Source organism: Hyalangium minutum (genome assembly GCF_000737315.1).
GTDB classification, from domain to species: Bacteria; Myxococcota; Myxococcia; order Myxococcales; family Myxococcaceae; genus Hyalangium; species Hyalangium minutum.
On record NZ_JMCB01000019.1, the window covers coordinates 213,105 to 237,595 of the forward strand.

23 protein-coding genes are annotated in these 24,491 nt (G+C 68.3%); 9 read left to right on the plus strand and 14 right to left on the minus strand.

The features are described from left to right. Window positions 1-10: 10 nt before the first annotated feature. The 5 genes from lysA to mutM all read right to left on the minus strand — a co-directional run bounded on the left by lysA (window position 11) and on the right by mutM (window position 4,618). Window positions 11-1,252 carry a diaminopimelate decarboxylase gene (gene lysA, locus DB31_RS36360; protein ID WP_044196750.1) on the minus strand — a complete coding sequence of 414 codons (1,242 nt, stop codon included), beginning with the start codon at window positions 1,250-1,252 and terminating at the stop codon, window positions 11-13. Next, on the minus strand, window positions 1,249-1,401 hold the full coding sequence (lptM, locus tag DB31_RS49320; RefSeq protein WP_157232344.1) for an LPS translocon maturation chaperone LptM: 153 nt from the start codon (window positions 1,399-1,401) through the stop codon (window positions 1,249-1,251). The genes lysA and lptM overlap by 4 nt, the downstream gene beginning before the upstream one ends. 9 nt (window positions 1,402-1,410) lie before the next feature. Then, window positions 1,411-3,255, minus strand: coding sequence for a TIGR04551 family protein (locus DB31_RS36365; protein ID WP_044196752.1), 1,845 nt, complete (start codon window positions 3,253-3,255; stop codon window positions 1,411-1,413). A 113-nt stretch (window positions 3,256-3,368) separates the two neighbouring features. After that, entirely contained in the window at window positions 3,369-3,785 is a 417-nt protein-coding gene (mce, locus tag DB31_RS36370; protein ID WP_044196754.1) for a methylmalonyl-CoA epimerase, read from the minus strand. Then, a complete protein-coding gene (gene mutM / locus DB31_RS36375) occupies window positions 3,782-4,618 on the minus strand; it encodes a bifunctional DNA-formamidopyrimidine glycosylase/DNA-(apurinic or apyrimidinic site) lyase (protein ID WP_044196821.1) in 837 nt (278 codons plus the stop codon). The genes mce and mutM overlap by 4 nt, the downstream gene beginning before the upstream one ends. A 142-nt stretch (window positions 4,619-4,760) precedes the next feature. On the opposite strand from mutM, the gene DB31_RS36380 reads away from it, so the two are divergent. Continuing rightward, complete coding sequence (locus tag DB31_RS36380; protein ID WP_044196756.1) at window positions 4,761-5,360, plus strand: superoxide dismutase; 600 nt, start codon at window positions 4,761-4,763, stop codon at window positions 5,358-5,360. 13 nt (window positions 5,361-5,373) lie between these two features. Here the strand turns inward: DB31_RS36380 and DB31_RS36385 are convergent, their stop codons facing one another. The 3 genes from DB31_RS36385 to ku form a co-directional block, all read right to left on the minus strand. Beyond that, the gene (locus DB31_RS36385) at window positions 5,374-9,003 is read right to left on the minus strand and encodes a two-component regulator propeller domain-containing protein (protein ID WP_052420528.1); all 3,630 of its coding nucleotides are present in this window, start codon (window positions 9,001-9,003) and stop codon (window positions 5,374-5,376) included. A 63-nt stretch (window positions 9,004-9,066) separates the two neighbouring features. Beyond that, window positions 9,067-10,494 carry an adenylate/guanylate cyclase domain-containing protein gene (locus DB31_RS36390; RefSeq protein ID WP_044196758.1) on the minus strand — a complete coding sequence of 476 codons (1,428 nt, stop codon included), beginning with the start codon at window positions 10,492-10,494 and terminating at the stop codon, window positions 9,067-9,069. Between the two features lie 57 nt (window positions 10,495-10,551). Beyond that, window positions 10,552-11,508 carry a non-homologous end joining protein Ku gene (gene ku / locus DB31_RS36395; RefSeq protein ID WP_075306401.1) on the minus strand — a complete coding sequence of 319 codons (957 nt, stop codon included), beginning with the start codon at window positions 11,506-11,508 and terminating at the stop codon, window positions 10,552-10,554. Window positions 11,509-11,758: 250 nt separating this feature from the next. Here ku and DB31_RS36400 point away from each other — a divergent pair, with 250 nt between their 5' ends. Beyond that, window positions 11,759-12,583, plus strand: coding sequence for a M48 family metallopeptidase (locus DB31_RS36400; RefSeq protein ID WP_044196759.1), 825 nt, complete (start codon window positions 11,759-11,761; stop codon window positions 12,581-12,583). Window positions 12,584-12,595: 12 nt separating this feature from the next. Here DB31_RS36400 and rd read toward each other — a convergent pair whose 3' ends face one another. The 3 genes from rd to DB31_RS36410 all read right to left on the minus strand — a co-directional run bounded on the left by rd (window position 12,596) and on the right by DB31_RS36410 (window position 14,837). After that, window positions 12,596-12,763: a rubredoxin gene (gene rd, locus DB31_RS46110; protein ID WP_063769297.1), complete on the minus strand. Its 168-nt coding sequence runs from the start codon at window positions 12,761-12,763 to the stop codon at window positions 12,596-12,598. 55 nt (window positions 12,764-12,818) lie between these two features. Continuing rightward, the gene (locus tag DB31_RS36405) at window positions 12,819-13,862 is read right to left on the minus strand and encodes a YihY/virulence factor BrkB family protein (RefSeq protein ID WP_044196761.1); all 1,044 of its coding nucleotides are present in this window, start codon (window positions 13,860-13,862) and stop codon (window positions 12,819-12,821) included. 84 nt (window positions 13,863-13,946) lie between these two features. Beyond that, window positions 13,947-14,837 (minus strand): MTAP family purine nucleoside phosphorylase, encoded by an 891-nt coding sequence (locus DB31_RS36410; protein WP_044196763.1) that lies wholly within the window; start codon window positions 14,835-14,837, stop codon window positions 13,947-13,949. Window positions 14,838-14,893: 56 nt separating this feature from the next. On the opposite strand from DB31_RS36410, the gene DB31_RS45565 reads away from it, so the two are divergent. Next, on the plus strand, window positions 14,894-15,721 hold the full coding sequence (locus DB31_RS45565; RefSeq protein WP_157232345.1) for a hypothetical protein: 828 nt from the start codon (window positions 14,894-14,896) through the stop codon (window positions 15,719-15,721). 14 nt (window positions 15,722-15,735) lie between these two features. Here the strand turns inward: DB31_RS45565 and DB31_RS45570 are convergent, their stop codons facing one another. The 3 genes from DB31_RS45570 to DB31_RS36430 are packed head-to-tail and all read right to left on the minus strand — an operon-like array spanning window position 15,736 to window position 18,340. Next, the gene (locus tag DB31_RS45570; protein ID WP_052420531.1) at window positions 15,736-16,698 is read right to left on the minus strand and encodes a glycerophosphodiester phosphodiesterase; all 963 of its coding nucleotides are present in this window, start codon (window positions 16,696-16,698) and stop codon (window positions 15,736-15,738) included. A 24-nt stretch (window positions 16,699-16,722) separates the two neighbouring features. Next, window positions 16,723-17,742, minus strand: coding sequence for a tRNA epoxyqueuosine(34) reductase QueG (queG, locus tag DB31_RS36425; RefSeq protein WP_044196765.1), 1,020 nt, complete (start codon window positions 17,740-17,742; stop codon window positions 16,723-16,725). Window positions 17,743-17,779: 37 nt separating this feature from the next. Beyond that, window positions 17,780-18,340, minus strand: a complete 561-nt coding sequence (locus tag DB31_RS36430) for a cob(I)yrinic acid a,c-diamide adenosyltransferase (RefSeq protein WP_044196830.1) — start codon at window positions 18,338-18,340, stop codon at window positions 17,780-17,782. Window positions 18,341-18,355: 15 nt separating this feature from the next. Here DB31_RS36430 and DB31_RS36435 point away from each other — a divergent pair, with 15 nt between their 5' ends. The 6 genes from DB31_RS36435 to DB31_RS36460 all read left to right on the plus strand — a co-directional run. Next, window positions 18,356-19,150 (plus strand): thymidylate synthase, encoded by a 795-nt coding sequence (locus tag DB31_RS36435; RefSeq protein ID WP_044196767.1) that lies wholly within the window; start codon window positions 18,356-18,358, stop codon window positions 19,148-19,150. Next, window positions 19,147-19,641, plus strand: coding sequence for a dihydrofolate reductase (locus DB31_RS36440; protein ID WP_044196769.1), 495 nt, complete (start codon window positions 19,147-19,149; stop codon window positions 19,639-19,641). The genes DB31_RS36435 and DB31_RS36440 overlap by 4 nt, the downstream gene beginning before the upstream one ends. Before the next feature lie 143 nt (window positions 19,642-19,784). Then, entirely contained in the window at window positions 19,785-21,674 is a 1,890-nt protein-coding gene (locus tag DB31_RS36445; protein ID WP_044196771.1) for a cytochrome c/FTR1 family iron permease, read from the plus strand. 142 nt (window positions 21,675-21,816) lie between these two features. Then, complete coding sequence (locus tag DB31_RS36450; protein ID WP_044196773.1) at window positions 21,817-22,599, plus strand: pilus assembly FimT family protein; 783 nt, start codon at window positions 21,817-21,819, stop codon at window positions 22,597-22,599. Window positions 22,600-22,607: 8 nt separating this feature from the next. Continuing rightward, window positions 22,608-23,168, plus strand: coding sequence for a type IV pilus modification PilV family protein (locus DB31_RS45575; protein WP_052420533.1), 561 nt, complete (start codon window positions 22,608-22,610; stop codon window positions 23,166-23,168). A gap of 3 nt (window positions 23,169-23,171) precedes the next feature. Beyond that, window positions 23,172-24,491: PilW family protein (locus tag DB31_RS36460; protein WP_044196775.1), on the plus strand; the 1,320-nt coding region annotated here is incomplete at its 3' end.

Genomic DNA, 24,491 nt, shown 5'->3' on the forward strand with positions numbered 1-24,491 from the left:
GCTTATACGGTCAGGCCCGCTCGCCGCGCCAGAGATCCTCGACGGTCTCACGCTCGCGGATGACTCGCCATGCCGCTCCGTCAACAAGCACCTCGGCGGGCCGGGGCCGGGAATTGTACGTTGATGCCATGCTCATGCCGTACGCCCCAGCACTCATGACGGCGTACAGCTCGCCCTGTTGAGGAAGAACGATCGGCCGGGCCCGGGCGAGCACGTCGGTGGACTCGCACACCGGACCCACCACGTCCACCTGAACGGGCTTGCCGCGCCGTTTCACCACGGGTTGCAGCTCGTGGTGGGCCTCGTAGAGCGCCGGGCGGATGAGATCGTTCATCCCCACATCCACCACTACGAAGGTCTTCGCGGGGGTGCGCTTGCGGTACAGCACGCGGGTGAGCAGCACGCCGGCGTTGCCCACCAGCACACGCCCCGGCTCGAGGATGAGGGTGGCCCCCGTGTCCTTGGACGCCTCCAGCACGGTGCGGGCGTACTCCTGAGGCGAGGGAGGCGTCTCGTCCCGGTAGGTGATGCCCAGGCCACCGCCGATGTCCAGGTACGCCAGCGGATGGCCCTGCTCCTTGAGCGAGCGGTACAGCCCCGCCACCTTGGAGATGGCCGCCTTCATGGGCGCCGAGCGGGTCAGCTGCGAGCCGATGTGGCAGTCCAGGCCCACCGCGCTCAGCCCCTTCATCTTCCGGGAGCGGGTGTAGAGGTCCACCGCCTCCTCGAAGGGCACGCCGAACTTGGACGTCTTCAGGCCAGTGGCGATGTGGCGGTGCGTGCGCGCATCCACGTCCGGGTTCACGCGCAGAGCGAACGGAGCGCGGCGGCCCAGGCGGCGGCCCACCGCGTCGAGCATCTCCAGCTCCTCGGCGCTCTCCACGTTGAACATGAGGAGGCCGGCGTTGAGCGCCCGCTCCATCTCGTCCGGCGTCTTGCCCACGCCGGCGAACACCGTCTTGGCCGGATCGCCGCCCGCCTGCCGCACCCGGGCGAGCTCGCCGCCCGAGACGATGTCGAAGCCGCCCCCCGCCTCCGCGAACAGCCGCAGCACCGCGAGGGTGCTGTTGGCCTTCACCGAGTAGCAGATGAGGTGCGGGTGCTTCCCGAAGGCCTCCGTCACCATCTGGAAGTGCCGGGTGAGCGTGGCCTTCGAGTACACGTAGGTGGGCGTCCCCACCGCCTCAGCGATGGCGGGCAGGGGCACCTCCTCCGCGTGGAGGGTGCCTCGGTGATAGCTGAAGTGATTCACTTGCCTGTATCCGGCGAAGGCGAAGGCTGGGCATCCGCGGGAGGCGGAGGAGGAGGCTCGGGAGGGCGCGGGGCCCCCTTGATGCCACAGGCCGCCAGGAGCAGCCCCAAGCCCAGGAGCACCACGAAGCCACGATAGAAGCGCTTCATGTCCGTGGCCTAGAAGCGGATGCCGAGCGTGCCGCGCAACGCCTGAGCCGTCTCGAACTCACGCTGAACGGCCGAGTTCGGGGCCTCCTGCAGGCCGGACATGGGGAAGAGGATGCCCCAGTTGAGGCCGGCCACGAAGCCATCCTCGGTCTCGTAGCGGGCGCCCAGGTCCACCTCGAGGCCCAGGCTGCGGTTCACGGTGGACGGCGTGGACTGCGCGTAGAGCGCCTGCGAATAGACGACACTGCCGAACAGGTCGAAGCCGTCCGCCAGCGAGTACTTCACGTTGGGCTTGACGTAGACCGCGTCGGTGAGGCCGCCGATGAGCTCGCGCCAGAGGATGTTGTCCACGCGATAGGCGCGGTTGAAGCGGAAGTTGCGGATGGCGTTGTCGCTGCAGCCGCCCACGCCGCACTGGTACTGGGGCAGGCCCACGTCCCGGCCGTTCGGGTTGACGGTGCGGCTGCGCTGGAAGTAGCCGAAGCCCGAGGCCTTGTCACCCGAGGCAAAGCCGAGCTCCAGGCCCAGGTGCAGATCGCCGTTGAGCATCTTGTACTCGCCCTGGGCCACACCGCCGAACTGGAGCACGCGCAGCGACTGGTTCTGCGAGGGGTTGGAGGCGTCCCCCAGGGTCAGCGCCCGGTTGTTGATGCTGCCGTAGGTGGCCGCCAACTCCACCTCGATGCGGAACATGCGCTCCTCGTAGCGCAGCCACAGGTCCGGCACGTACAGCGTGGCGTCGCGCGGCACGAAGGTCAGCGTGGCCGTGTTGTTCTCCTCCTCCCAGCGCTGGGTGCGGTAGGTGAAGTGCAGGCCGTAGTTGAGCACGCCCTGGTTGTTCTCCAGCTTGTCCTTGGCCTGTTGGTCCGTGTCCCGACGGGCGATGGCAATCACGTAGCTGTGGCTGTCGTCCGCGTTCGAGTAATCGAACGACTCGCGCTGGGCGTCGCCCGTCACCTGCTGGCTGGTGGCGCCCTCGTCGTTGAAGTCGATCATCGGCGTCACGTAGAAGCCGGAGAAGGGCTCGGTGACGAACTGGATGCGGTCCACCGTGTCGCCGAAGTCACAGTCCAGACAGTTGCCGTCATTGCGCAGCATGCCCAGGCCCCAGTGGCTGCCCATGCGGCCGAAGCGCAGAATGCCCACCGGCGTGCTCACCTCGCCGTAGGCCCGCTTCACCACGATGGAGTCGCGCAGCGCGGTCACCGCCGAGGCCGAGGAGTCCTGGCTCTCGGAGAAGATGCCGAAGATGTTGCGGCCGCCATCCAGCGTCAGGTCCGGCGTGGAGCCGAACAGGAAGTTGTCCAGCAGGTCCACCTGCATCTTGAGGCGGACCTCCTCGGAGACGTTGAAGGTGGGCTCCAGCCGCACGCGCATGTTGGCGCCTGCCTGGGTGTTCTCCGTCTCCGAGCGCGTGGGGAACAGCGAGGTGTCCCGCCCCTTGCCCAAGTCAAACTTGTAGAAGAGGTTCGGCCGCACGCGGAAGTACCCATCCAGCGTGAACAGCTCCAGCTTGCGCTTCTCCTCCGTCCACTCCTGCTGCCAGTCAGAGCCCAGCGACTGGGTGGCCATCTGCGCGCGGATCTCCTCGCGCATCTCCTGCTTGGCGGCTTCCAGGCGACGGTCCAGCTCGGCCTGCATCTCTGGGGTCAGCTCGCTCGGAGCGGCGGGGGCAGACTGAGCAGCGGGAGCGGCCGGGGCCGGCGTGGCGACAGCGGGAGCCGCCGGGGTGGCGGGCGCGGGCTGGGCGGACGCGGGCGTCCCGCTCTCGGGCACCGGCGTCTTCTGTGGCGACGTCTGAGCGGTGGCCGTGGCGGAGGCGACGAGCAACGCCGCCAGCAGGACGTGAGACATGGGCACGTTTCTCCAGAACCGCTCGGGGCGGCTGAGTACAGAGGGCGCGCGAGTTAAGCCACGGGGGGGAGGGGTGTCAACGTGAACCACACGTCCCGTACCCACATGTCAACTCACGGCTTGGGGCCCTGGCGCAGCTCGACGAGCACCCCGTGGTTCCCCTTGGGGTGGATGAAGGCCACCTTCGCCCCACCCGCGCCGGGCTTAGGCGTCTCGTCGATCAGCGGTGCGCCCTTGGCCTTGAGGGCCGCCAGGGTCGCTTCAATGTCCTCCACCTCCAGGCAGATGTGGTGCATCCCCTCGCCCCGCTTCTCGAGGAACCGGGCCACGCCGGTGTCCGCAGAGGTGGGACAAATCAGCTCCACCCGGCCCATGCCGTGGCCGAAGATGGCGGTGCGCACCTGCTGCTCGGGCACCTCCTCAATCTCGGCCAGCTCCAAGCCCAGCACGTCCCGGTAGTGGGAGATGGCCTTCTCCAGGTCCTTCACGGCGATGGCCACGTGGTCGAGGCCCTTGGATTTGACGCTCATCGCTTCCTCCCTTTGCTTCGGGTTGTGCTGCGCAGGGGTTGGCACTTCGCGCAGAAGTGCGTGGTCCGTCCGCCTTGCGTGAAGGACTGAACCTTTGTCTTGCACTGGGGGCAGGGCGTGCCCGCTCGGCCGTAGATGAGGAACGGGTTGTCGGCGCCCTCCTCCAGGTACGTCTGCTCATCCCCCACCTCTTCCGCCAAGGCCCGCTGGAGCGTCTCATGGATGGCCTGGGTGAGGCGCTCCCACTCCTCGGGCTTGAGCGAGGCGGGCTTGCGGGCCGGGTGCAGGCGGGAGCGGAACAGGGCCTCGGCGGCGTAGATGTTGCCCAGGCCCGCCAGGAGCCCCTGGTCCATCAGCGCCACCTTGAGGTCCTGCCGGGTGGTGCCGAGCGCCTCCCGGAGCTGCTCCGCGGAGAGCCCGTCCGCCACCGGGTCCCGGCCCAGCTCCTCGATGGCCTTGAGCTGGCGGAGCTTCGCGGCGGGGGCGGGCTCCATTCGCCCGAAGAGGCGGGAATCCTTGAAGTGGATGACAGTGCCGTCCTCCAGGTGGAGGCGGGCGCGGCTGTAGGGCTCGGACTGGCCCTCGGGGCGGCGGACGAACTTCCCGGTCATCCCCAGGTGGGCCAGGAGGCCCCGCTCGCCCTCGAAGGTGAGCAGCAGGTACTTGCCCCGGCGCTCCAGGGCTTCGACGCGCCCCGTCAGCTCGGCGAATTTCGCACGTTTGGCGCCCCGGAAGACGCGGGTGTTGTCCGCCTCGGCGCGGACCACGCGGTGGCCCTGGAGCCAACGCGCCAGGTTGCGCCGGGCAATCTCAACCTCGGGAAGCTCAGGCATCCGCCCCGGGCACATAGCACCGTGCGCCAGTGCCGCGCATTTCTTACTTGTTCATGCGCGTACACCCGCGAGAAGTTCCCCGCGCCAAAAGCCGGCACCTCTCCTAATGAGGGGGGCCTCAATCTCTTCACCCGGAGGAAGTATGGCCGACAAGAAGTACACGCCGATGCAGTTCCCCAACTGCAAGGGCCTCAAGGGCATCAGCGACGCAGTGCTCGAGGTCCACTTCAAGCTGTACGAGGGCTACGTCAACCGCACCAACAAGCTCACCGAGACGCTCTCGGGCATGGCCACCAAGGGTGAGGCGGCCGGCACCAACCCGATGTACGCGGAGATGACCCGCCGCCTGGGCTTCGAGTACAACGGCGTCGTCCTGCACGAGTACTACTTCGGCAACCTGAAGGCGGGCGGCAGCGGCGCCACGCCCCCGGCGAAGCTGAAGAAGGCCATGGAGGAGAGCTTCGGCTCCTTCGAGACGTGGCTGGCGGACTTCAAGGCCATCTCCACCATGCCGGGCATCGGCTGGGCGGTGACCTTCCAGGATCCGCGCACCGGGTGGCTGTCCAACCACTGGATCACCCTGCACGAGACGAACAACATCGCCGGCTTCAAGCCCATCATCGTCATGGATGCGTGGGAGCACGCCTTCGTGCCGGACTACAAGGCCAACGAGCGCGCGAAGTACGTGGACGCGTACTTCTCCAACCTCGACTTTGACGCAGCCGAAGGCCGTCTGAAGTAGGCCGTTCCCGGCTTCACCTCCGGGAGGCTCCCTCGTGCAGGCGAGCCTCCTGGCGGGCCTCCTTGACCCACTCGCGCACCAGCGCGCGCAGCCGCTCCGAGTCGAAGGGCTTCTCCACGCGCGGGTTGCGCACCGTCTCCAGGAACTCCTTGGCCGCAGGCGTGTACGCCCCGCCGGTGATGAACACCATGCGCCGGGCCCGCTCCGGCGAGGCGGCCAGCAACTGGGCGTGCAGCTCCATGCCCGTCATCTCCGGCATCATGAGATCGCAGAGGATGACGTCGTAGCTGCTGCCCTCGGAGGAGGTGAGCCGCTCCAGCGCCTGCCGCGCACTCTCCTCCACATCCACGTCGTGCTCGCGCGAGAGCGTGCGCCGCAGCGCGGAGCTCACCAGCGGATCGTCGTCCACGACCAGCAGCCGACCGCGCACTGTGGCTCCCGAGCGAACCTGGGGCGCCAGAGCCACCTGCTGCGCCGCACGGCTGGCCCCTGGCAGCCGCACCCGGAACACGGTGCCCTTGCCCACCTGGCTCTCCACCTCGATGCGCCCGCTCATGGAGCTGATGAACGCATGGCACAGCGCCAGGCCCAGCCCCGTGCCCACGCCCACCGGCTTGGTGGTGAAGAACGGATCGAAGATGCGCCCCATCACCTCGGGAGGGATGCCGCAACCCGTGTCTCGCACCTCCGCCACCACCTGTGCCTCCCCTCCCCGCTTCAGCACGAGCCGGACCTCGTTCTCCTCGGGCTTGCCCTCCGGCAGAGCATGGGCCGCGTTGATGATGAGGTTGAGGAACACCTGCGCCAGCCGTGCCTCGTTGCCCTCCACGGATGGCACATCCTCCGCGTACTCGCGGATCAGTTGAGCGCGCGGGCGCAGTTCTCCGGCCGCCATCTTCGCTGCCGAGTCCATCACCGCCCGCAAGTCCACCGGACCGTGCGTTTCCTCGTCCTGGCGCGAGAACGTCTTCAGGTCCTTCACGATGCGCCGCACCCGGTCCGCGCCCATCAGCGCCTCGCGCAGCACCTGCTCCAGCTCCCGCAGCCGATCGAGCGTGGCCTGCGAGCCCGCCTCCCGCGCCAGCTCCTTCACCTCCCCGCTGGCGTGGTCCAGGTTGGACATGATGTACGAGAGCGGGTTGTTGATCTCGTGCCCCACACCCGCGGCGAGCGTGCCCACCGCCGCCATCTTCCCCGCCTGGACGAGCTGAGCCTGCGTGGCACGCAGTTCCTGGAGGTTGGCATCCAGTTCCCGGGTCCGCTCCTCCACGCGGGCCTGCAGCCAGCGCTCGCGCTCCTTGAGCCCGCTCACGCGCCAGGCGTAGCCGCCCATCACCACGCCGCATGCGGCCAAGACACACAGCGCGTAGAACCAGCCCGTCTGGTGGAACCAGGGCCGCAGCGTCACATCCACCCGGGCTCCGGGCTCCACCCACCGGCCATCCCGGCCCAGCGCGGTGACCTCGAAGTGGTACGTGCCCGGCGTCAGCCGCGAGTACGAGACGATGCGCCGCTCCTCGGCCGCCACCCAGCCGCTGTCATACCCCTCCAGCCGGTAGCGAAGTGGCACCCGCTCGGCGCCGTGCGGCTCGAAGACGGTGAAGCGGAAGTCCACCCACTGTTGGCCCGGCGCCAGCTCCAGCCGATCGGTGGACGGCACGGGCTGGCCGTGAACCCGGATCTCTTCGATGAAGGGGCGAGGAAGCGGGGAACGAAGCCGGGCGTCCTCCGTCCGCACCCCGGACACGCCCTGCAGGCCGACGAACCAGAACCTCTTGTCGCGCGCCCTCCATGCGGCGGGCTGGCCTCCCCCGTTGCACTCGCCCGCCCGCATCCCGTCCCGGTCGTCGAAGAGCATGCCGCGCACGGGCTCGCGCCGCCCATCCATGACCTCCGCCACCTCGCCGCGGCTCACCCGGGCGACGCCCTTGTTGCTGCTCATCCAGAAGAAGTCCTGGGCGTCCAGCAGGAGGCTGTAGACGGTGTTATCCGGCAGGCCCTGCGCGGTGGTGACCGAGCTGAAGCGCCCATCCTTCAGGCGGCTCAGCCCGGTGCCAGTCCCCACCCACAGCGCACCATCCGTATCCAGGAACAGGCTGAAGACCGAGTTGCCCGCGAGCCCATCATGCGTGGTGAAGCGCGTGAAGGTGCCTTGGGAGAAGCGCACGAGGCCCGAGTGCGTGCCGTACCAGATCGTCCCCGAGTCCTCCCGCAGCAGGGGCATGATGAACTCGACGGTGAAGCCCTGCTCGCGGCCGTACACCGTGACGCGGCCGTTGCGCAGCGAGACCAGCCCCGACGAGGTGGCGAACCACATGCCGCCATCCGGCTCTGGCGCCATGGACCAGATGGTTGCGCCCGGAGGAAACCCCAGCTCGGGCTTGGGCCGGACGAAGCGCTCCCCGTTGAACCAGTAGGCGCCCGAGTACGTCCCCGCCCACAGCGTGCCGTCCGAGCTCTCCGCCAGCGAGCGGACGCGCTCGTCCTCCAGCCCACGCTCCGGCCCCATGCGGGTGATGACGCCGTCCTTCATCCGCTCCAGCCCGCCGCGCAAGGAGCCCCACCACAGCGAGCCATCCTTCGTGTCCAGCACCACGGTGGGTGAGATGACCGTGGCGCCTTCCGGCTCGCCGACGGGGAGGAAGGGCCCGCTGCGCAGGCGATGGACCCCGTCTCGCCCCGTCCCCACCCACACGCTGCCATCCGAGACCTCGCACAAGCTCAGGATGGGCTCGTTCGCCAGGCTCTGCGGAGCCAGCGCGGGAGAGAAGCCCGTCACGCCCCGCCGCACCAGCCCATTGTCCGTCCCCACCCAGAGGTTGCCGTCCCGATCCTCGAGCAGCGCCTTGATCTGGAACCGGGGTACGCCCTGCTCGGCGCCATACACGGTGAACTGGCCCTCCCGCAGGGAGTAGAGCCCCTGGGTGGTGCCAATCCAGAGCGTGCCATCCCGCGCCAGCATCAGGCCGGCCACGCGCGGCGCATCGGTCCCGGGCAGCGGGGTGAGCACCACCGAATCTCCCTTGACGCGGACCAGGCCCTTCGCCGTGCCGCCCCACACGCCCCCCTCCCCATCCGGGACGAGCGCCCAGACCGCTCCACCGGGAATCCCGTCGCGCGCCGTGTAGCGCCGCAGGGGCGCGCCGCCGGAGGTCGGTACCCGCACCAGCTCCTCAGCCGCCCCGACCCACACGGAGGTGCTGTCCGCCGCGAGCCCCAGGATGGGCTGCACATCCAGCCCATCCACGCCGGGCACCTGCCGGAGCTGGCCTTTCTCATAGCGAAGAAGACCCAAACCCGTGCCCACCCAGAGCACCCCGGACCCGTCCGTCACCAGCGACGAGATGGACACGGCCTGCATCTTGGGGGTGTTTTTCCGATCGAAGACGGAGAAGCGCGCGCCATCGAACCGGGCGAGCCCCTCGAAAGTGCCGAACCACAGGTAGCCGTCGGGCGTCTCCGCGCAGGCCAGTCCCGAGAGCTGCGGCAAGCCACTCTCGCTGCGCCAAGCCTGGTGGTTGTACTGGGAGATGCGCCGATCCGCCTCCAGCGCCCAGGCCGCTGTGGCGGCGCCCCACACCACGAGCACCGCGAGCCTCAGCAGGCCTCCCCACCGGTCTCGCCGTTGTGCGCGCACTCCCATGAAGCGCGCAGTGTCGCCTCGGATGGTCCCCAGGCAAAGAAAACCGGGAGGATCCTGATCACCTCACCGCAGACGGTAGACGGTGGTCTCGCCCTCCACGCCCTTGAGGAGGGCGCGCTCGCGCGTAGCGTTCAGCTCCGCGGCGCGGATGATGTCCTGGGCGCCCGGGGCGGCGTACACAGGCTCGGTGATGGCGATCTCGTCCGCGCCCGCCACGCCCTGCACGCGCGCGGCCACGTTCACCGTCTGGCCGAAGTAGTCCAGCCGCTCATTGAGCTCCACCGCGATACAGGGCCCCGTGTGCAGCCCCACTTTGAGCTGCAACTGAGCGCCCTCGCGGCTCACCCGCCGCACCTCGCGCGTCATGGCCGTGGCCGCCTCCAGCGCGGGCGTGGGCTCCGCGAAGCTGGCCATCACCGCGTCTCCAATCGTCTTCACCATGGAGCCGCCCTGCTCGGCGATCAGGTCTCTCAGGACCCCGAAGTGCTCGCGCACCAGCCCGTAGGCGCGCATGTCGCCGATGCGCTCGTACAGCTCCGTGGAGCCCTTCAGGTCCGTGAAGAGCACCGTCATCGACTTGAACTCCAGGCCACCCTCGGAGGGGATGCTCTCGGCGCGGAACAGCTCGCGGAACGTCTGGTGCGTCACCAGCCGCTTGCCGCTGAAGTAGCGCCGCATCGTGGATCCCCGGGTCATCGACGGGATGTCACAGGACAGCTGGGACGAGGTGAACCAGAACTTCACCAGCGCCACCCGCGCGGCGTCCGGCGTCCGGTTGTGGATCGTCAGGGAGACCTCTCCGGCCCGGACCTTGACCAGGCCCGGCAGCATCCGGCCATCCATCAGCTCCGCGTCCACGGAGCTCACGCCCTCATCCGCGGAGACCTCCAGCTTGCAGTACACGTGGTGGATCGGAGCGGCCAGGAAGTAGATACGGCCCGCCTCCAGCCGTTGGGTGAAGCGGTGGACGCCTCCCGGGGGCAGCGAGATGGACTCGAGGACGCTCTCGCCCAGGAGCTGCCGGATGTTCTCCGGCACGGTGCGGCTCTGGGAGAACATCAGCGCCAGCAGGTCCCTCTGGAGATCCAGGGAGTCGGGCTGGTGGAAGCGGATGCGGCGCACGGCGGGCGCCACGCTGAAGGCGACCTCCATGGTGTCGTCCTCGGTGCGGACGCTGACCCGGCACATCTGACAGTCACGCTCCCGGCTCAGCGAGCGCAGCGCCGCAGGCGTCGTCAGGAAGGCGCCGCACCATGGGCACAGCAGGCCCCAGGTGAACTCCAGGATGCCGGCGTGAGTGGCGCGGAGAAACAGGTCGATGGCCTCGTTCTCCGGCACGCCCGCGTCCGCAGCGAAGTGGAGCGGGCTGGTGCGGAACAGCGCCTCCTCGGGAGCGGTGGTGATGAAGCGCGCGAAGCGGTCCACGGTTCCGGGGCGGAAGTGACGGTGGGCACGCAGCACTTCGATGCGGTTTTCGAGCGCAACGGACATGGCGGCGCCATGGTAACCGCCTGCCTTTTCCGCCGCATGGCTGCCCTGCGAGGGGGCTCAGGAGGGCTCGGATAGGTCCACGTCGGCCGAAGCTCCAGCCTCCTCGGCCTTGTTCCCTTCGCGGCTTCGGACCTCGTGAGCCGCTTGAGCACGGAGCCGGAGTGCTCCTCGCTCCGGGAGCCGCCGCTCCGCCTGCGCTGAGCCCCGGCCAACTTGACGCAGCGCAGCAATCCCTTCCTCGATCCGCCGGAATGCCTCCAGCCGCTCCGCAGTGGGCGAGGCCTGCATGGGGGCGGAAGGCGAGACAGCAGGCTCGACGACCTTCGACTGGGCGCGGGCGCGGCGCTCCAGGAAGGACAGGAGCCGCTGCCGGTGGGTGTCATGGTAGCGGCGAGGCTCGAAGGGCGTGGACTGCGACTCGATGAGGCGCAGCACCATCTCCACCTCCTGCTCGGAGGGGCGAGGCCCCATCACGTCCAGCTCCGGCAACGTGTCCTGGGCGATCTGATCTTCTGCGTAGTACAGCGAGGAGAGGCCAAGCCCCCGGCCAAAGGGCCTCACCACACACAGGTGTCCTCGGTGGCGCATGACCAGGCGCCCGAGGCCCACGCGGCCGGAGCGCCGCAGGGCTTCGACGAGCAGCGAGTATTGGCGCTCGGCCTCCACCTCTGGAACCAGGTGGTAGCTGGCCTCGAAGAAGCCGGGGTCGATCTCCTCCAGCTTCACGAAGTCCTCCAGCTCGATGGAGCGGCTGGACTTCGGATCGAACGCCTCCAACTCGCCAGAGGTGACTTCGACATAGTGGCCAGGCCGCAGCTCGTATCCCTTCACCACACGCTCGAAGGGCACCTCCTGGCCATCCGCCGAGCACACGCGCTTCTGGCGGATGCGCGCGCCATCCGCGTCGTGCAGTTGGTGGAACTTCACCGTGCGGGGCTCTACCGCAGCGTAGAGCCGTACTGGCACATGAACCAACCCGAAGCTCAGCGAGCCGACCCAGCAAGGACGTGACATCTGGGGCCTCCCGGCGTCCGTGCGCGGACCACCGGACTTAAAAGTCCGTCCCAGGGCCGGGAGCGACAAGGGCCGCCAGGCTCCCTGGCGGAGCGCCAGCCGGGGGGGCGTGCGAGGCCGAGCGTTGCATAACCGCCACCTGCCCCCGTCCCCCGGAAGAAGCGGCGTCGTGATGCTTGCCGCGCCTCAGGGCGCTGACTACGAGTCCGGCGCACCCTTACGCAGCGTCAGGAAAGGAAGAGACGTGGCTATGCAGCGCACCCTGTCGGTAGTCCTGGGCCTCACCCTCGCGATGAGCCTCAGCACCGGCTGCGCCAAGCAGCGCATCCGGGCAGAGAAGGCCGTGGCGGACATCCTGATCTCGGACGAGCAGGAGGAGCAGATCGGCCTGCAGGTGAAGCAAGAGCTCGAGCAGAAGGAGAAGATCCAGTACGTCCAGGATCCGGCCATCGTGGAGTACGTGAACCGGATCGCCACGCCCATCCTCCAGCAAGCCAACTCGGACCGGAAGGGCGTGAAGTGGAAGGTGAACGTCATCAACGACCCGAAGACGGTGAACGCCTTCGCCACGCCGGGCGGCTACCTCTATGTGTACACGGGCCTGCTGCTGGCGGCGGACAACGAGGCCGAGGTGGCGGGAGTGCTGGCGCACGAGGCGGGCCACGTGGTGGGCCGGCACTCGGCGCGCGCCATGGTGAACGCGTACGGCCTGCAGGCGATTACGCAGCTGGCGCTGGGCAAGAACCCGGGCATGGCGTCGCAGATCGCCGCGGCGCTGGTGGGCCAAGGCGCGATGCTGGCTCACGGCCGCAGCGAGGAGACGGAGGCGGACGAGTACGGCGCCAAGTACGCGGCGGGAGCGAACTACGATCCGCGCGGCCTGATCACCTTCTTCCAGAAGCTGCAGAAGCTGCAGGGTAACACGCCGGGAGTGCTCAAGTGGCTGAGCACGCACCCGACCAACGCCGACCGCATCAGCCACCTGGAGCAGGTCATCGCCCAGAAGGGGTACCGGGGCAGCGAGGTGGGCGCGGACCGGCTGGCGCCCATCAAGGCGAAGCTGGGCGGCAAGTAGAGAGGGGGCCGACTAGTCCTCGAAGGGCTCGAAGTCGGCCTTCGTGGCGCCGCAGTCCGGGCAGAACCAGGTGTCCGGAATGTCCTCGAACGCAGTCCCGGGAGGGATGCCCCCCTCTGGGTCTCCCTCGGCGGGATCGTAGATGTGATTGCACGCCAGGCACCGGTACTTTCGTTTCATTCGGACGCTCCCTTCGGAGCGTCCATCTTAGCCGGTCGCCCGGGCCGTGGGCGCTTCAGTGAACCGTGGGAGGCAGCTCGGTGTTGGAGGGCTCGGGGGACTGGCCCCGGGCCACGCGCTTCTTCCACCGCCAGAAGGCGTACCGCGTCTTGCGCGCGCTGCTGGCGCTCTTGGCCGCGCCCGGCGTCTTGAGCGGAGGCTCCAGCGGAGGCGCCTCGCCGGGCGCCCTCGCGCCCTTGGCCTTGGCTCGCGCATCCTTGGAGGCGTGCTCGAGGATGGCGTTCAGCTCGCCGCCGAGGATGAAGATGAGGCCGGTGATGTAGAGCCACGTGAGCAGCACCACCACGCCGCCGATGGAGCCATACGTCACGTTGTACTTGCCGAAGTGCTCCACGTACTGGGTGAAGCCCCAGGTGCTCACCAGCCACAGCCCGGTGCCGATGACGGAGCCCGGTGTGATGTACTTGAACCGCTGCTTCACGTCCGGCAGCACGTAGTAGCAGAGCGCCAGCATCAGCATCACCAGCGCAGCGGTGAAGGGCCAGCGCAGCCAGGACCAGACGACGTGGAACATGTCCACGAGCTGCAGACGCTGCGCGAGCCACTCCCCCAGCTTGCCGCCCAGGAGGAACAGGGCGAAGGAGATGGGGATGAGCAGCGTGCCCACCAGCGTCATGAGCATCGCCACCCCCTGCGTCTTCCAGAAGGGCCGGGACTCGGGCACGTCGTAGGCGAGGTTGAGCGCCTTGCGCAGCGCATCCACCCCACGCGAGGCCGACCACAGCGCCACCCCGAGACCCAGCGTGAGCAGCTTGGGGCGGGGTTGGTTCACCAGCGAGTCCAGGTGCTCCCTCACCAGCGACAGGGCATCGCCCGGCACCAGCGGGGCCACACGCGCGATCACGGCCTCCACCGCGCCCTGCGCGAAGGGCATGTACGCCGCCAACGTGACGACGAAGAAGAGCAGCGGGAAGAGCGAGAAGAGGAAGTAGTACGAGAGCTGCGCAGCGCAATCCGTGACGGTGTCCTCTTGGAACTCCTTCACCATGCGCCGGCCGAACTCGCGCCATGTCAGATATTTGAGCCGGAACAGCCGCATCCATCCCCCTTGGAAGAGAAAGGTGGGCAGCCAGGCAGTGGGTGGCAGCAGGCGGGCAGGCGAGCGCGCCCCCCGGTTCGTCTCCTAGACGACTTCTGGCGGCAGGTACTTGCCGATCAGGGGACGCAGGCGGGTGCGCACCTCGTTGGAGATGCGGCTGCGATCGGACCAGATCCCAAGCGCCAAGACGGAGTCGCAGTGGCACTGGACGGGCGCCGAGGCGATCCGTGAGAGGGAGCGGCGCAGGAGGCCCAGTGCGTTGGCGATGGCGACGCGGCGGTTCTGGAAGTGGGCGGTGTTCTGGGCCTCGGGCGCGGTGCTGAGCGGAGGCTGCCAGGAGTCATAATCGGTGGGCACGGCCACCAGCGCGTAGTGCAGCTCCGCCTCGCGGGCCAGCCGGGCCTCTGGCATCACCGTCATGCCGATCAGATCTCCGCCCCAGGTGCGGTACATGCGGCTCTCGGCGCGGGTGCTGAGCGAGGGGCCTTCGATACATATATAGGTGGCCTGCGAGTGCACCTTCCCCGTGCTGCTTTCCTGGGCCACTTCGGAGAGCACGTGCCGCAGCGTCTCGCAGAAGGGCTCGGTCATCTCCACGTGCACCACCAGGTCGTCATAGAAGGTGCAGGGCCGCCGGTAGGTGCGGTCGATGACCTGATCCGGAATGACGAGGTGGTGCGGGTGGATGTGCTCGCGGAGGCTGCCCACCATGCCGCAGGCGAGGACGTGGGAGACGCCCAGCACCTTGAGGGCAAAGAGGTTGGCGCGGTAGGGCACGCGCGTGGGGCCGAGCATGTGCCCGGCACCGTGGCGATCCAGCAGGGCCACGGGGACGCCGTCGAGCTCCATGGTGAAGATGGGGCCCGAGGGCGGGCCGAAGGGCGTCTCGATCACGTGGGGCTCGGCCTGGCCCGCCACGCCCAGCGCTTCCAAGAGCCCGGAGCCTCCAATGATGCCGACTCGGCTGCCTGCCATGTGCGTCCTCCTCGGCGCGGGTGAGACGGGACGATAGCCCGGCCCTGGAGCAAGGGGTGGCAAAGACTGCTAACTTCTCGCGCGTCATGCGTGCACCCTTGCTGCTGATCTTCACCCTGCTGGCTGGCCCCGCTCTCGCACAGGAGGCCGAGGCGCCGCCTCTCGGCTGCAAAGAAGACAACTCCGAGTGCAAGGAAGGCTGCACCATCGAGTACGGGAGCAGCACGCGCACCTACTCCCAACTGGGGACGTGTCTGCAGAAGTGCAAGCAGACGTACGACAAGTGCACGGCGCGCCACCTGGCGCTCCAGCAGCAGAAGAAGGACGGCATTGAGCCCCACCACGGTGGGCCCGAGATACCTCCGGAGCCCGGGGAGCCCAAGGGCTCGGCAGTGTCCAAGCCTGCGGCCAGGGACGAGTTCGGAGATTCCAGCGCGCCCAGCGAGCCCACGGGGCGCAAGGGGGTGTACCGGGCCTCCGAGTCGAAGAAGGTGGCGGAGCCGGAGGCAGAGCCCAAGCCGGGACCCAAGGCCGCGGAGAAGCCGGTGCCGCAGGAGGATCCCGCGGACGAGCTCGCCCGAGCCATGGATCCGGAGCCTGACACGAAGCCGGAGCCTGCGAAGAAGGGTGAGAAGACGGCGGGGAAGCCCGAGCCCACCGCGAAGCCCGGGTCCGAGAAGCCAGCGCCCGTGGACTCGGCCGCGACGGCAGCGAAGCCGGTGATTGACAAGGACGTCCCGGTACCGGCTGACTCGAAGGACGAACCTGCTCCGCAGCCCGAGCCGAAGCCTGCACCCAAGGCGCAGCCCAAGCCGGCCCCTGCTTCCACGAAGCCTCCGCCGCCCAAGCGGGACATCGACGACTGGGATCCGAACGGGAAGTAGCTCTCTGGGGTGACTCAGCGTCTGGAGTTCCGCCGGAGCCCGGCCAGTTGCTGCCGCGTCTCGGGAACGAAGTCGGTGATCACCCCGAGGCGCAGCTGGTGAGTTCGAGCGAGGCGAAGCGCCTGGCGTAGCGAGTGGCGCCGCCTGACGGGAACGCGCTCCCTCATGACCCAGCAATTCACCCCCAACGGAGACGCCGCCTTCATTGCCGCGGACGTCAGGGTGTCGATCTCCGGATGGAGGAACTCCAGCCGGCCACCAACCTCCGCGATCTGCTTCCGCACGTTCTCGATCTCGGCCGGAGTGAACGGCAAGTAGCGATCGCTCAGCTGGGGATCGGCCTCATAAACGAGGCCTCCCGCCTCCCGGTCCAAGTCGAACAGCATCCCGAGCCGAGCCGCGGGCAGAAGCCGCGCCAGCTCGACGAGATCCGACACGGCAAACGACGAGAACACGATGGCCTCCAGCGACAGCCTGGAGTGCGCCGGCACCTGCTTCGCCAGCAACTCCACCAGAGAGGGGCGGCCCGGCGCCTGCTTCGGGGCCCGCGTGCCCTTCACATCCTTGATCTCGATATTCAGCACGAAGTCGCCCAGCCCCCGCCGAGCGCGCCACTCGGCAATGAGGTCCATCACCTCGGTCAGCGTCGGAATCGCGCTCTGGCGGCCGCGCAGTCCCGTGCGGAGCTGCCTCACCTCCTCCAACCTCAACTCCCCCATGAACCGGGCGGAGGGCGGAGCCACCAGGACGTGCTCCCGGAGCGCATTGGAGTGAGTCACCACCAGCGCATCATCCAGGGTCCGCAGCACGTCGATCTCGACGAAGTCCGCGCCGTGCTCGAACGCCTGGGCGATGGACTCCAGCGTGTTCTCCGGCGGCTTGCTTCCCCGGGCCCTGGATCGAGGAGATGCCGCCCGCGCGAAGGCCGAGTCCGTACACCCCGAGCCACGGTGCCCACCGAGTCGTATCCGCTCCATCTGCACCCTCCTCTGGGGCGCCGCTCACTGCGCCAGCTGCCGGAGCGCCCACTGCGCGGCACTCCGTACCAGCTCGCTATCATCCTCGCTGAGCTTTTCCAGCAAGAGCCGGGCGTTCTCCTGCCTCGTGGCCCCGAGCGCATACACGGCATTGCGCCGCAGCCCATCGTATTGCGCCCGCGCGAGCGCTGTACCCGGGATGAACGTCGCGTACTGCTCCTGGGTGAGCCCCGCCAGTTCCATCACCCCCAGGCCCGCCACGGCTCGAGGCGCAAAGCGCGGATGCTCCGCGAACACCGGGCGCCGGTTGAGCGGGCACACGTCCTGGCAGATGTCGCAGCCGAAGACGAGGTTGTTCATCTCGACGCGGAAGGACTCGGGCACCTCGTGGTCCCGGTTCTCGATGGTCTGGTACGACAAGCATGCCCGCGCATTCACGCGCCCATTGCCCACGAGCGCGCCCGTGGGACACGACATCAGGCACTTGCGGCAGGAGCCACACCGGTCCGCCGCGGGCCCGTCCCCATATGCGTCCACCTCCGCGTCGAGAACCACTGTCGCCAGCAGCACCCACGAGCCGAAGCGCTCGGTGATGAAGCAGCCGTTCTTCCCCACGTAGCCCAGGCCCGCGCGCGCCGCCCACACCTTCTCCATCAGCGGGCCGCTGTCCACGCTCCCGTAGGTGCCAATCCCGGGGTACTCGCCCTGGACGGCCTTGCGGAACGCCTTCATCCGGTCGCGCAGCGTCGAGTGGTAGTCCCGCCCCCGTGCGTACCGGGCAATCGGCGAGCCCTCCGTCTCCGCATCGTCCCGGTAGTAGTTGTTGGCGAACACCACCACCGTCTTCGCTCCGGGCAGAAGCTGGGTGACGTCGAGCCGCTCGGCGGCTCGCTCCTTCATCCAGTCCATGTCCGCCGCGTAGCCCGCCGCGATCCACTCGGTGAGAGCCTCGGGCGGAATCGGCGCCGCGCGGGCGAAGCCCACGAGGTCAAAGCCGACGGCGTCGGACAGCTGGCGCAGGTGGGCGGTGGGGAGCAGTTTCACGGCGCTTCTCTTCTACCGCTCCTCACGGCCGAGCGGGCTATTTCCCGGGCTTCTCCGGTATCCACTTCACATCTGGGACACCCACCCGGTGGTTGGCAACACGGGCCATGACAAAAAGCAGATCCGAGAGCCGATTTAGGAAAACTCCCACGTCGTGGGAGACCTTCCCCTCGCGCAGCAGTGGGACGACACGCCGCTCCGCCCGCCGGCACACCGTCCTCGACAGGTGCAAAGCACTGGACGCCTGGCTGCCTCCCGGGAGGATGAAGTGTGTCATCGTCGGTAGCTCGGTCTCGAAGCCATCGATGGCCTTCTCCATCGCCTCCACCCACTCGGGCTTGATGTGGGGGATGTGCGCCGCGGCCTTGGTGCCTTGGGGTGTGGCGAGCACGGCCCCCACCGTGAACAACTGGTCCTGGAGTTGCTGCAGCAACCCGTCCAGATCCGCCGGCATGGAGAGGCTGCGCGCCAGGCCCAGGGTCGCGTTCAGCTCGTCCACCTCGCCGTACGCGTCCACCCTTTCGTCGTCTTTCGGAACACGGCCGCCGCCGAACAATCCCGTTTCCCCAGCGTCCCCTGTCTTCGTGTAGATCTTCATGAACTCGAACCTCTCATGAAACCCTACCTCGCGCTGCTCGAACACGTCCTGGCCCACGGCACGAAGAAGAGTGACCGGACCGGCACCGGCACCCTCAGCCTCTTCGGCCACCAGCTGCGGTTCGATCTCACCCAGGGCTTCCCTCTGGTGACGACGAAGAAGGTCCACCTGAAGTCCATCATCCACGAGCTGCTGTGGATGCTTCAGGGCGACACGAGCGTGCGCACGCTCCAGGCCCAGGGCGTCACCATCTGGGACGAGTGGGCCGACGCCGAAGGCAAGCTCGGTCCCGTGTACGGCCACCAGTGGCGCTCGTGGTCCGCGCCCAATGGCGAGCACATCGACCAGATGCGCATCCTGGTAGACGGACTGCGCAAGAACCCGGACTCGCGGCGCCACCTTGTCAGCGCATGGAACGTGGCGGACCTGCCCGCCATGAAGCTGCCGCCCTGCCACGTGCTCTTCCAGTTCTATGTGGCCGACGGGCGCCTGTCCTGCCAGCTCTACCAACGCAGCGCGGACATCTTCCTCGGACTGCCCTTCAACATCGCCTCGTACTCGCTGCTGACGATGATGGTGGCGCAGACCACGGGGCTCGTCCCGCACGAGTTCATCCACACCATCGGCGACGCCCACCTCTACCTCAACCACGTGGAGCAGGCCCGCACGCAGCTGGCGCGAGAGCCTCGTCCCCTGCCCCGGATGAAGCTCAACCCCGAGGTGAAGGACCTGTTCGCCTTCAAGTACGAGGACTTCACGCTTGAAGGCTACGATCCGCACCCCGCCATCAAGGCGTCCGTGGCCGTATGAGGCTGTCCGCCATCGTCGCCATGGCGTCCAACCGGGTGATTGGCGCCAACAACCAGCTGCCGTGGCGCCTGCCCGCGGACCTCGCGCGCTTCAAGAAGCTCACGATGGGGCACGCGCTCGTCATGGGCCGCAAGACGTACGAGTCCATCGGCCGCCCGCTGCCGGGCCGCACCATGATCGTCATCACTCGCCAGCGGGACTACGCGCCCGAGGGCGTGAAGGTGGCGCACTCGGTGGACGAGGCACTCGCGCTCGCCCCAGGGGATGACGAGATCTTCATCGCCGGCGGCGCGGAGCTCTACGCGCAGACCCTGAACCGGCTGGACCGGCTCTACCTCACCCGCATCGACCGCGACTTCCCAGGCGACACACGCTTCCCAGAGGTGGAGCTCTCCACTTGGAAGCTGCTCGAGCAGGAGCTGCACCCCGCCTCAGCCCCCGACGCCCTGCCCTACGCCTTCCTCACGTACGAGCGGCAGCGCAGCGCCTAGCTCACACCTCCACACACCCACCTCTCCACTCCAGGGAACACTGTCTTCCCTCTGAGAGAAGTTCCGTGGGTGAAGTGCTCAATGTAATTTTGACTTTGATTCTCAAAATTGAAGTACCCCATCTGACTTGGTAGAGAGCAGGGGTGAACACCACCCGTGCCTTCGCCCTGCTATCCCTGCTTGTCGCGCTGCCCTTCACCGCGAAGGCCGCTGATGAAAGTGCATCGTCGGAAGGGCGCACGTGGCACCGGCTGGTGGGCATCCTCCAGTACCTGCAGGCGGATTATCCGGCCGCCGTCGAGTCTCAGTCCGAGTTCGAGCTGGCGGAGCAGCGCAGCTTCATCGCCGAGGCGGTGACGGCGGCGCAGGAGATCGGCCCTGGCGCGGCGCCCTTCCTCTCGAAGCTCCGCGACGTGCAGGCACGGGTGGAGCACGGAAAGGATCCGGAGGGAGTCAGCCGGGACTGCGGCGCGCTGGTGGAGAACCTGGTGCTCGCGGGAGGCCTGGCTCGCAGCCCGCGCCACCCGCCGGATCTGGCGCGCGGGAAGCAGCTCTTCCAGGTGTCATGCGCCGCCTGCCATGGCCCCGAGGGCAAAGGTGACATGCCCATCGCCGCGACGATGGAGCCGAAGCCCGCCAACTTCCACGACGCGGAGGTCATGGCCGGGCTGATGCCGTACAAGGCCTTCAACACCATCAGCTTCGGCGTGCCGGGCACGGCGATGCCGGGCTTCCCGACGCTCTCGGAAGAGGAGCGCTGGTCGCTCGCGTTCTACCTCTTCACGCTGCGCCAGCCGCCGTGCGAGGGCACTCCGCCGACCGTCTCGCTGGAGCGGCTGGCCACGGCCACGGATCCGGAGATGGCCGCCGAGCACGGGGAGAAGAACCTCGCGTGCCTGCGGCGCAAGCTGCCGGACGAGAACGAGGAGCGCCTGCTGCTGACGGCTCGCACGCACGTGGAGGACGCGCTGCGCAAGGGCGCTTCGGGAGACAGCATGGGGGCGCGCAACGCGCTGCTGGAGGCGTACCTCAACGGCATGGAACCGGTCGAGGTGAAGCTGCGCGCCCGGAACCCGGAGCTGGTGGCGAAGCTGGAGAAGCGGTTCCTCGCGGCGCGGCTCGCGGCCGAGCGGGGCACCCCACAGCTCCAGGACGAGGGCCGTGAGCTGCTGAGCCTGCTGGACCAGGCGCGGCGGGGCAGCGGCACGTCGGCAGACATGGTTTCGGTGCTGTGGCTCACCCTCCTCATCCTGCTGCGCGAGGGCTTCGAGGCCACCATCATCGTCGCGGCGCTGCTGGCGGCGCTGAAGAAGATGAAGGCGATGGAGCAGGTGCGCGTGGTGCACGCGGGTTGGATGTCCGCGCTGGTGATGGGCACGGTGGCCTTCCTCTTTGGGCAGCGGCTGCTGGCGGGCGCCAACCGGGAGCTGCTCGAGGGCTTCGCGGCACTCGCGGCGGTGGGCATGCTGGTGTACGCGGCGCTGTGGCTCAACGCGCGCTCCAACATGAGCCGCTTCATGGGCGAGCTGCGCCAGAAGATGCAGGGCGCGCTGGGCAGCGGGAGCACGCTGGGCCTGTTCATGATCGCCTTCACCTCGGTGCTGCGTGAGAGCTTCGAGACGGCGGTGTTCCTCCAGGGCCTGGCGCTGGACTCGGCGACGGGCGTGGCCTGGGGCGTGCTGGCGGGCGCCGTGGCGATGGTGGTGCTGGTCGTCTTCGTGAACCGCGTGGGCTACCGGCTGCCGATGAAGACGCTCTTCAACGCGTCCACCGTGGTGCTGCTCGCGACGGCGGTGATGCTGCTGGGCAAGGGCCTGCACGCGCTGCAGGAGGTGGCCCTGCTGCCGCTGGCGCCCATCCCCTTCGTCACCGTGGACATGCTCGGCGTCTACCCGGATGCGGTCTCGCTGGTGCCGCAGCTGCTGCTGGCGCTCATACCGGTGGCCTATGTCGTCCTCCGTCGCATGCGCAACACCCGCTCGTCCTCGTCTTCCTCCGAGAGCGACGGCAACGCGGGCGCACCGCTCGCCTGAGCCCGCTGTTCACTCTTTGCGCAGTGCAAAGTTTGCGAACCGCCGCCCGCTAACGGCTGCACGGGCGCGTGACTCCTACACATTGTCGTTCCGCTGATTTACGCCGCCGAGGTGCAGGCCCGGAGTTTGCGACAGGCGAGGCATGGCAGGAGGTGCCCGCTTGCTTGCTCGCTCTTGGCGTCGCCGTGGTTTTACGCTCGTTGAAGTGATGACCGCAGTGGTCATCGTGCTCGTCCTGGCCGCCCTGGCAGGTCTCTCGGGCGTGTATGGGCTGGGCCGAGCCCGAATGAACACCGCCGTGTTCGACCTGGCGGCGCTGATCAGCCGCGGCCAGCTGCGAGCCATGAGCCGGGGTGCGCCGCACTACCTCTTCATCCACCAGACAGCGGATGGCCGTCTCCGTGTCCAGCTGATCGAGCGTCCGGACTCGCCAGCGCTCAGCCCAGCCCAGTGGGCGTCACTGGACCTGACGCAGGGGCCAGGCAAGGCGCTGGCATTCACGCGCACGCTGCCTGATGGCACCCAGGTGCAGTCTCACGCACTCGTGGCGGATCACCTGGTGCTAGGAGGCAGCACGGGGCCGGATACGGGTGGACTGGCCTTTCTGGATCTGGACTCGCAGCGCATCCAGCGGCCTCTGCCCGCGCCGTTCAGCGCCCTGGCGCTCAGCACGGCGGCCACGGCAACGGACGTAGACCGGCCCACAGCGGACCTGCTGGCCGGCTGCAACTTCTGCATCAACCCCAGCGGCAGCGAGCCCTACGGCGCGCTGCGCTTCAACCCCGACGGCACGCTGGAGGTGGTGACGGGCAGCGCACGCTCTGGCGCCGTCATCGCCTTCGCGCCCAACACCCAAGCAGAAGCGGACATCGTGCCGAAGCTGCTGGCTGTGTCCGCACCGGCCGGGGCCACCGTCATCTTCTAGGAGGAACCATGAGCCCCTCGCGCGTCTCACCTCGTGGCAGCACCCTCATCGAGGCAATGGCTGCCCTCGCCGTCTTCACCATCGGAATCATCGGCATCATGGACATGAACCTGCTGGCCAGTCAGCAGAACTCCCTGGCTCGCTCGCGCACCGTCGCCAGCAAGATTGCTCGCGACGTGGCGGACTCCTTCGAGCGCATTCCCTTCAACCACGCGATCCTCAGCGTCCCGACGGGCCTGCACCAAGACGACTCCGGCTTCGCCGACATGGACAACACGGATGGGCTGGTGAAGCTGGAGGACGCGATCGCACAGACCACGGAGCGCCCGCTGCTCGGTGCGGCGGACGCCATGTTCAGCGCTGAGGGCGACCGCTCCTTCTACCAGGTGGCCTGGCGCGTGCTGCCCGTGGCCAACCCGGATCGCTTCGGTCAGGTGGATCAGAAGCGGATCCTCATCATGGTGCGCTTCCCGTCGCCCGGCGGGGGCATGGTGCAGGTGAACACCTGGGCCATCCGCTACAACGTCGGGTTGATCACCGGTGACCCGAACACCGCCTTGGAGCTGTGAGCCATGCGCAAGTCCTTCCGCTCTCGTGGCTTCACGCTGTTGGAGCTGCTGGTGGGTGCCGCCATCGGCGCGGTGGTGATGGCGGGCATCAGCATGACGTTCATCTCGCAGGCCGAGCAGTACCAGACCCACGCCAGCCGCCGGGGCGTGCAGGCCAACGCGCGCCAGGCCCTGGCCTTCATGGGGCGCCACCTTCGCGCTGCGGGCTATGGCATCGACCCGGACCGGGCCATCCTGTCCTGGGACTCGTACGATGCGGCCACCCATCAGCAGGCACCGGGCTTCCCGGATGCCTTCGCGGTCCACTTCCGTGACGAGCTGTTCCGCCGCCGGGCGCAGTCCGTGGCGTCCCACCTCATCACCCTGCGGGCCAGTGAGCCCCTCAAGCCCGGCCAGGAGCTGCGCCGAGGGCAGATCCTGCTCGTCATCTGCGAGCGCGACCCGGGCTTCCCGGACCCGGCGGTGGACGAGAACCCGCCGCACGTGTTCGTCACCGTGGGTGACTACGTGGGGCCCGGCTCCACGGAGATCCCGCTGGACCAGAGCCCAGTATCCGCCGCGGATGACGGTCCCACCCAGCGCCCAGGCCGGCTTTTCCACGAGCAGGACACGCCTGGCTTCGCGCATCCGTGCTTCAGCCGGCAGCCGCCGCACGTGCTGAGGGTCCACCGCGCTGCCTTCTACGTGGCCATGTTCACCCATCCCACCACCGGCGAGCGCAAGCCCTACCTCATGATGCACCAGGGCTTGGACATGCCCTCGGCCAGCAACCCTCAGGGCGACGGCGTCATCGACGAGAATGACGCGGTGCCGGTGGCCGAAGGCATCGAGCAGCTTCAGGCGGCCTATATCCTGGACACCCACAACCAGGATCCCGACCGGACTCCGCTCATCCTGGGCGTCAACGGCCCGATGGGCCCCACTCACTTCGGTGAGAACTGGGAGCAGATTGACTTGGCCAACCTGCCCCATGGCTGGTTCTTCAACGTTGGCTTTGGCGCCGTGGATCCGTACGTCATGGCTGAGCGCCGCCTGAGAGATCACCCCGCCAACATCCGCCAGGTGCGCCTGAGCGTGGTCTCCCGCAGCGCCGTGCCCACGCCTCGGTTCGCGGGTGATGACCTGATGCGGAGGCACGATGGCACGCCGTATCCGGATGGAGCGCCGCTGCCCAACGGCACCGTGCCCTGGCGCCACCTGGAGAACCTGGAGCTGCCTCCCGCCGCGGACTTCACCCCGTCGGGCGGTGGCTTCTACCGGATGCTCCTGCGTGAATCGATCACCCCCAAGAATCTCCTGCTGAACCGGCAGTTCGCACCCATC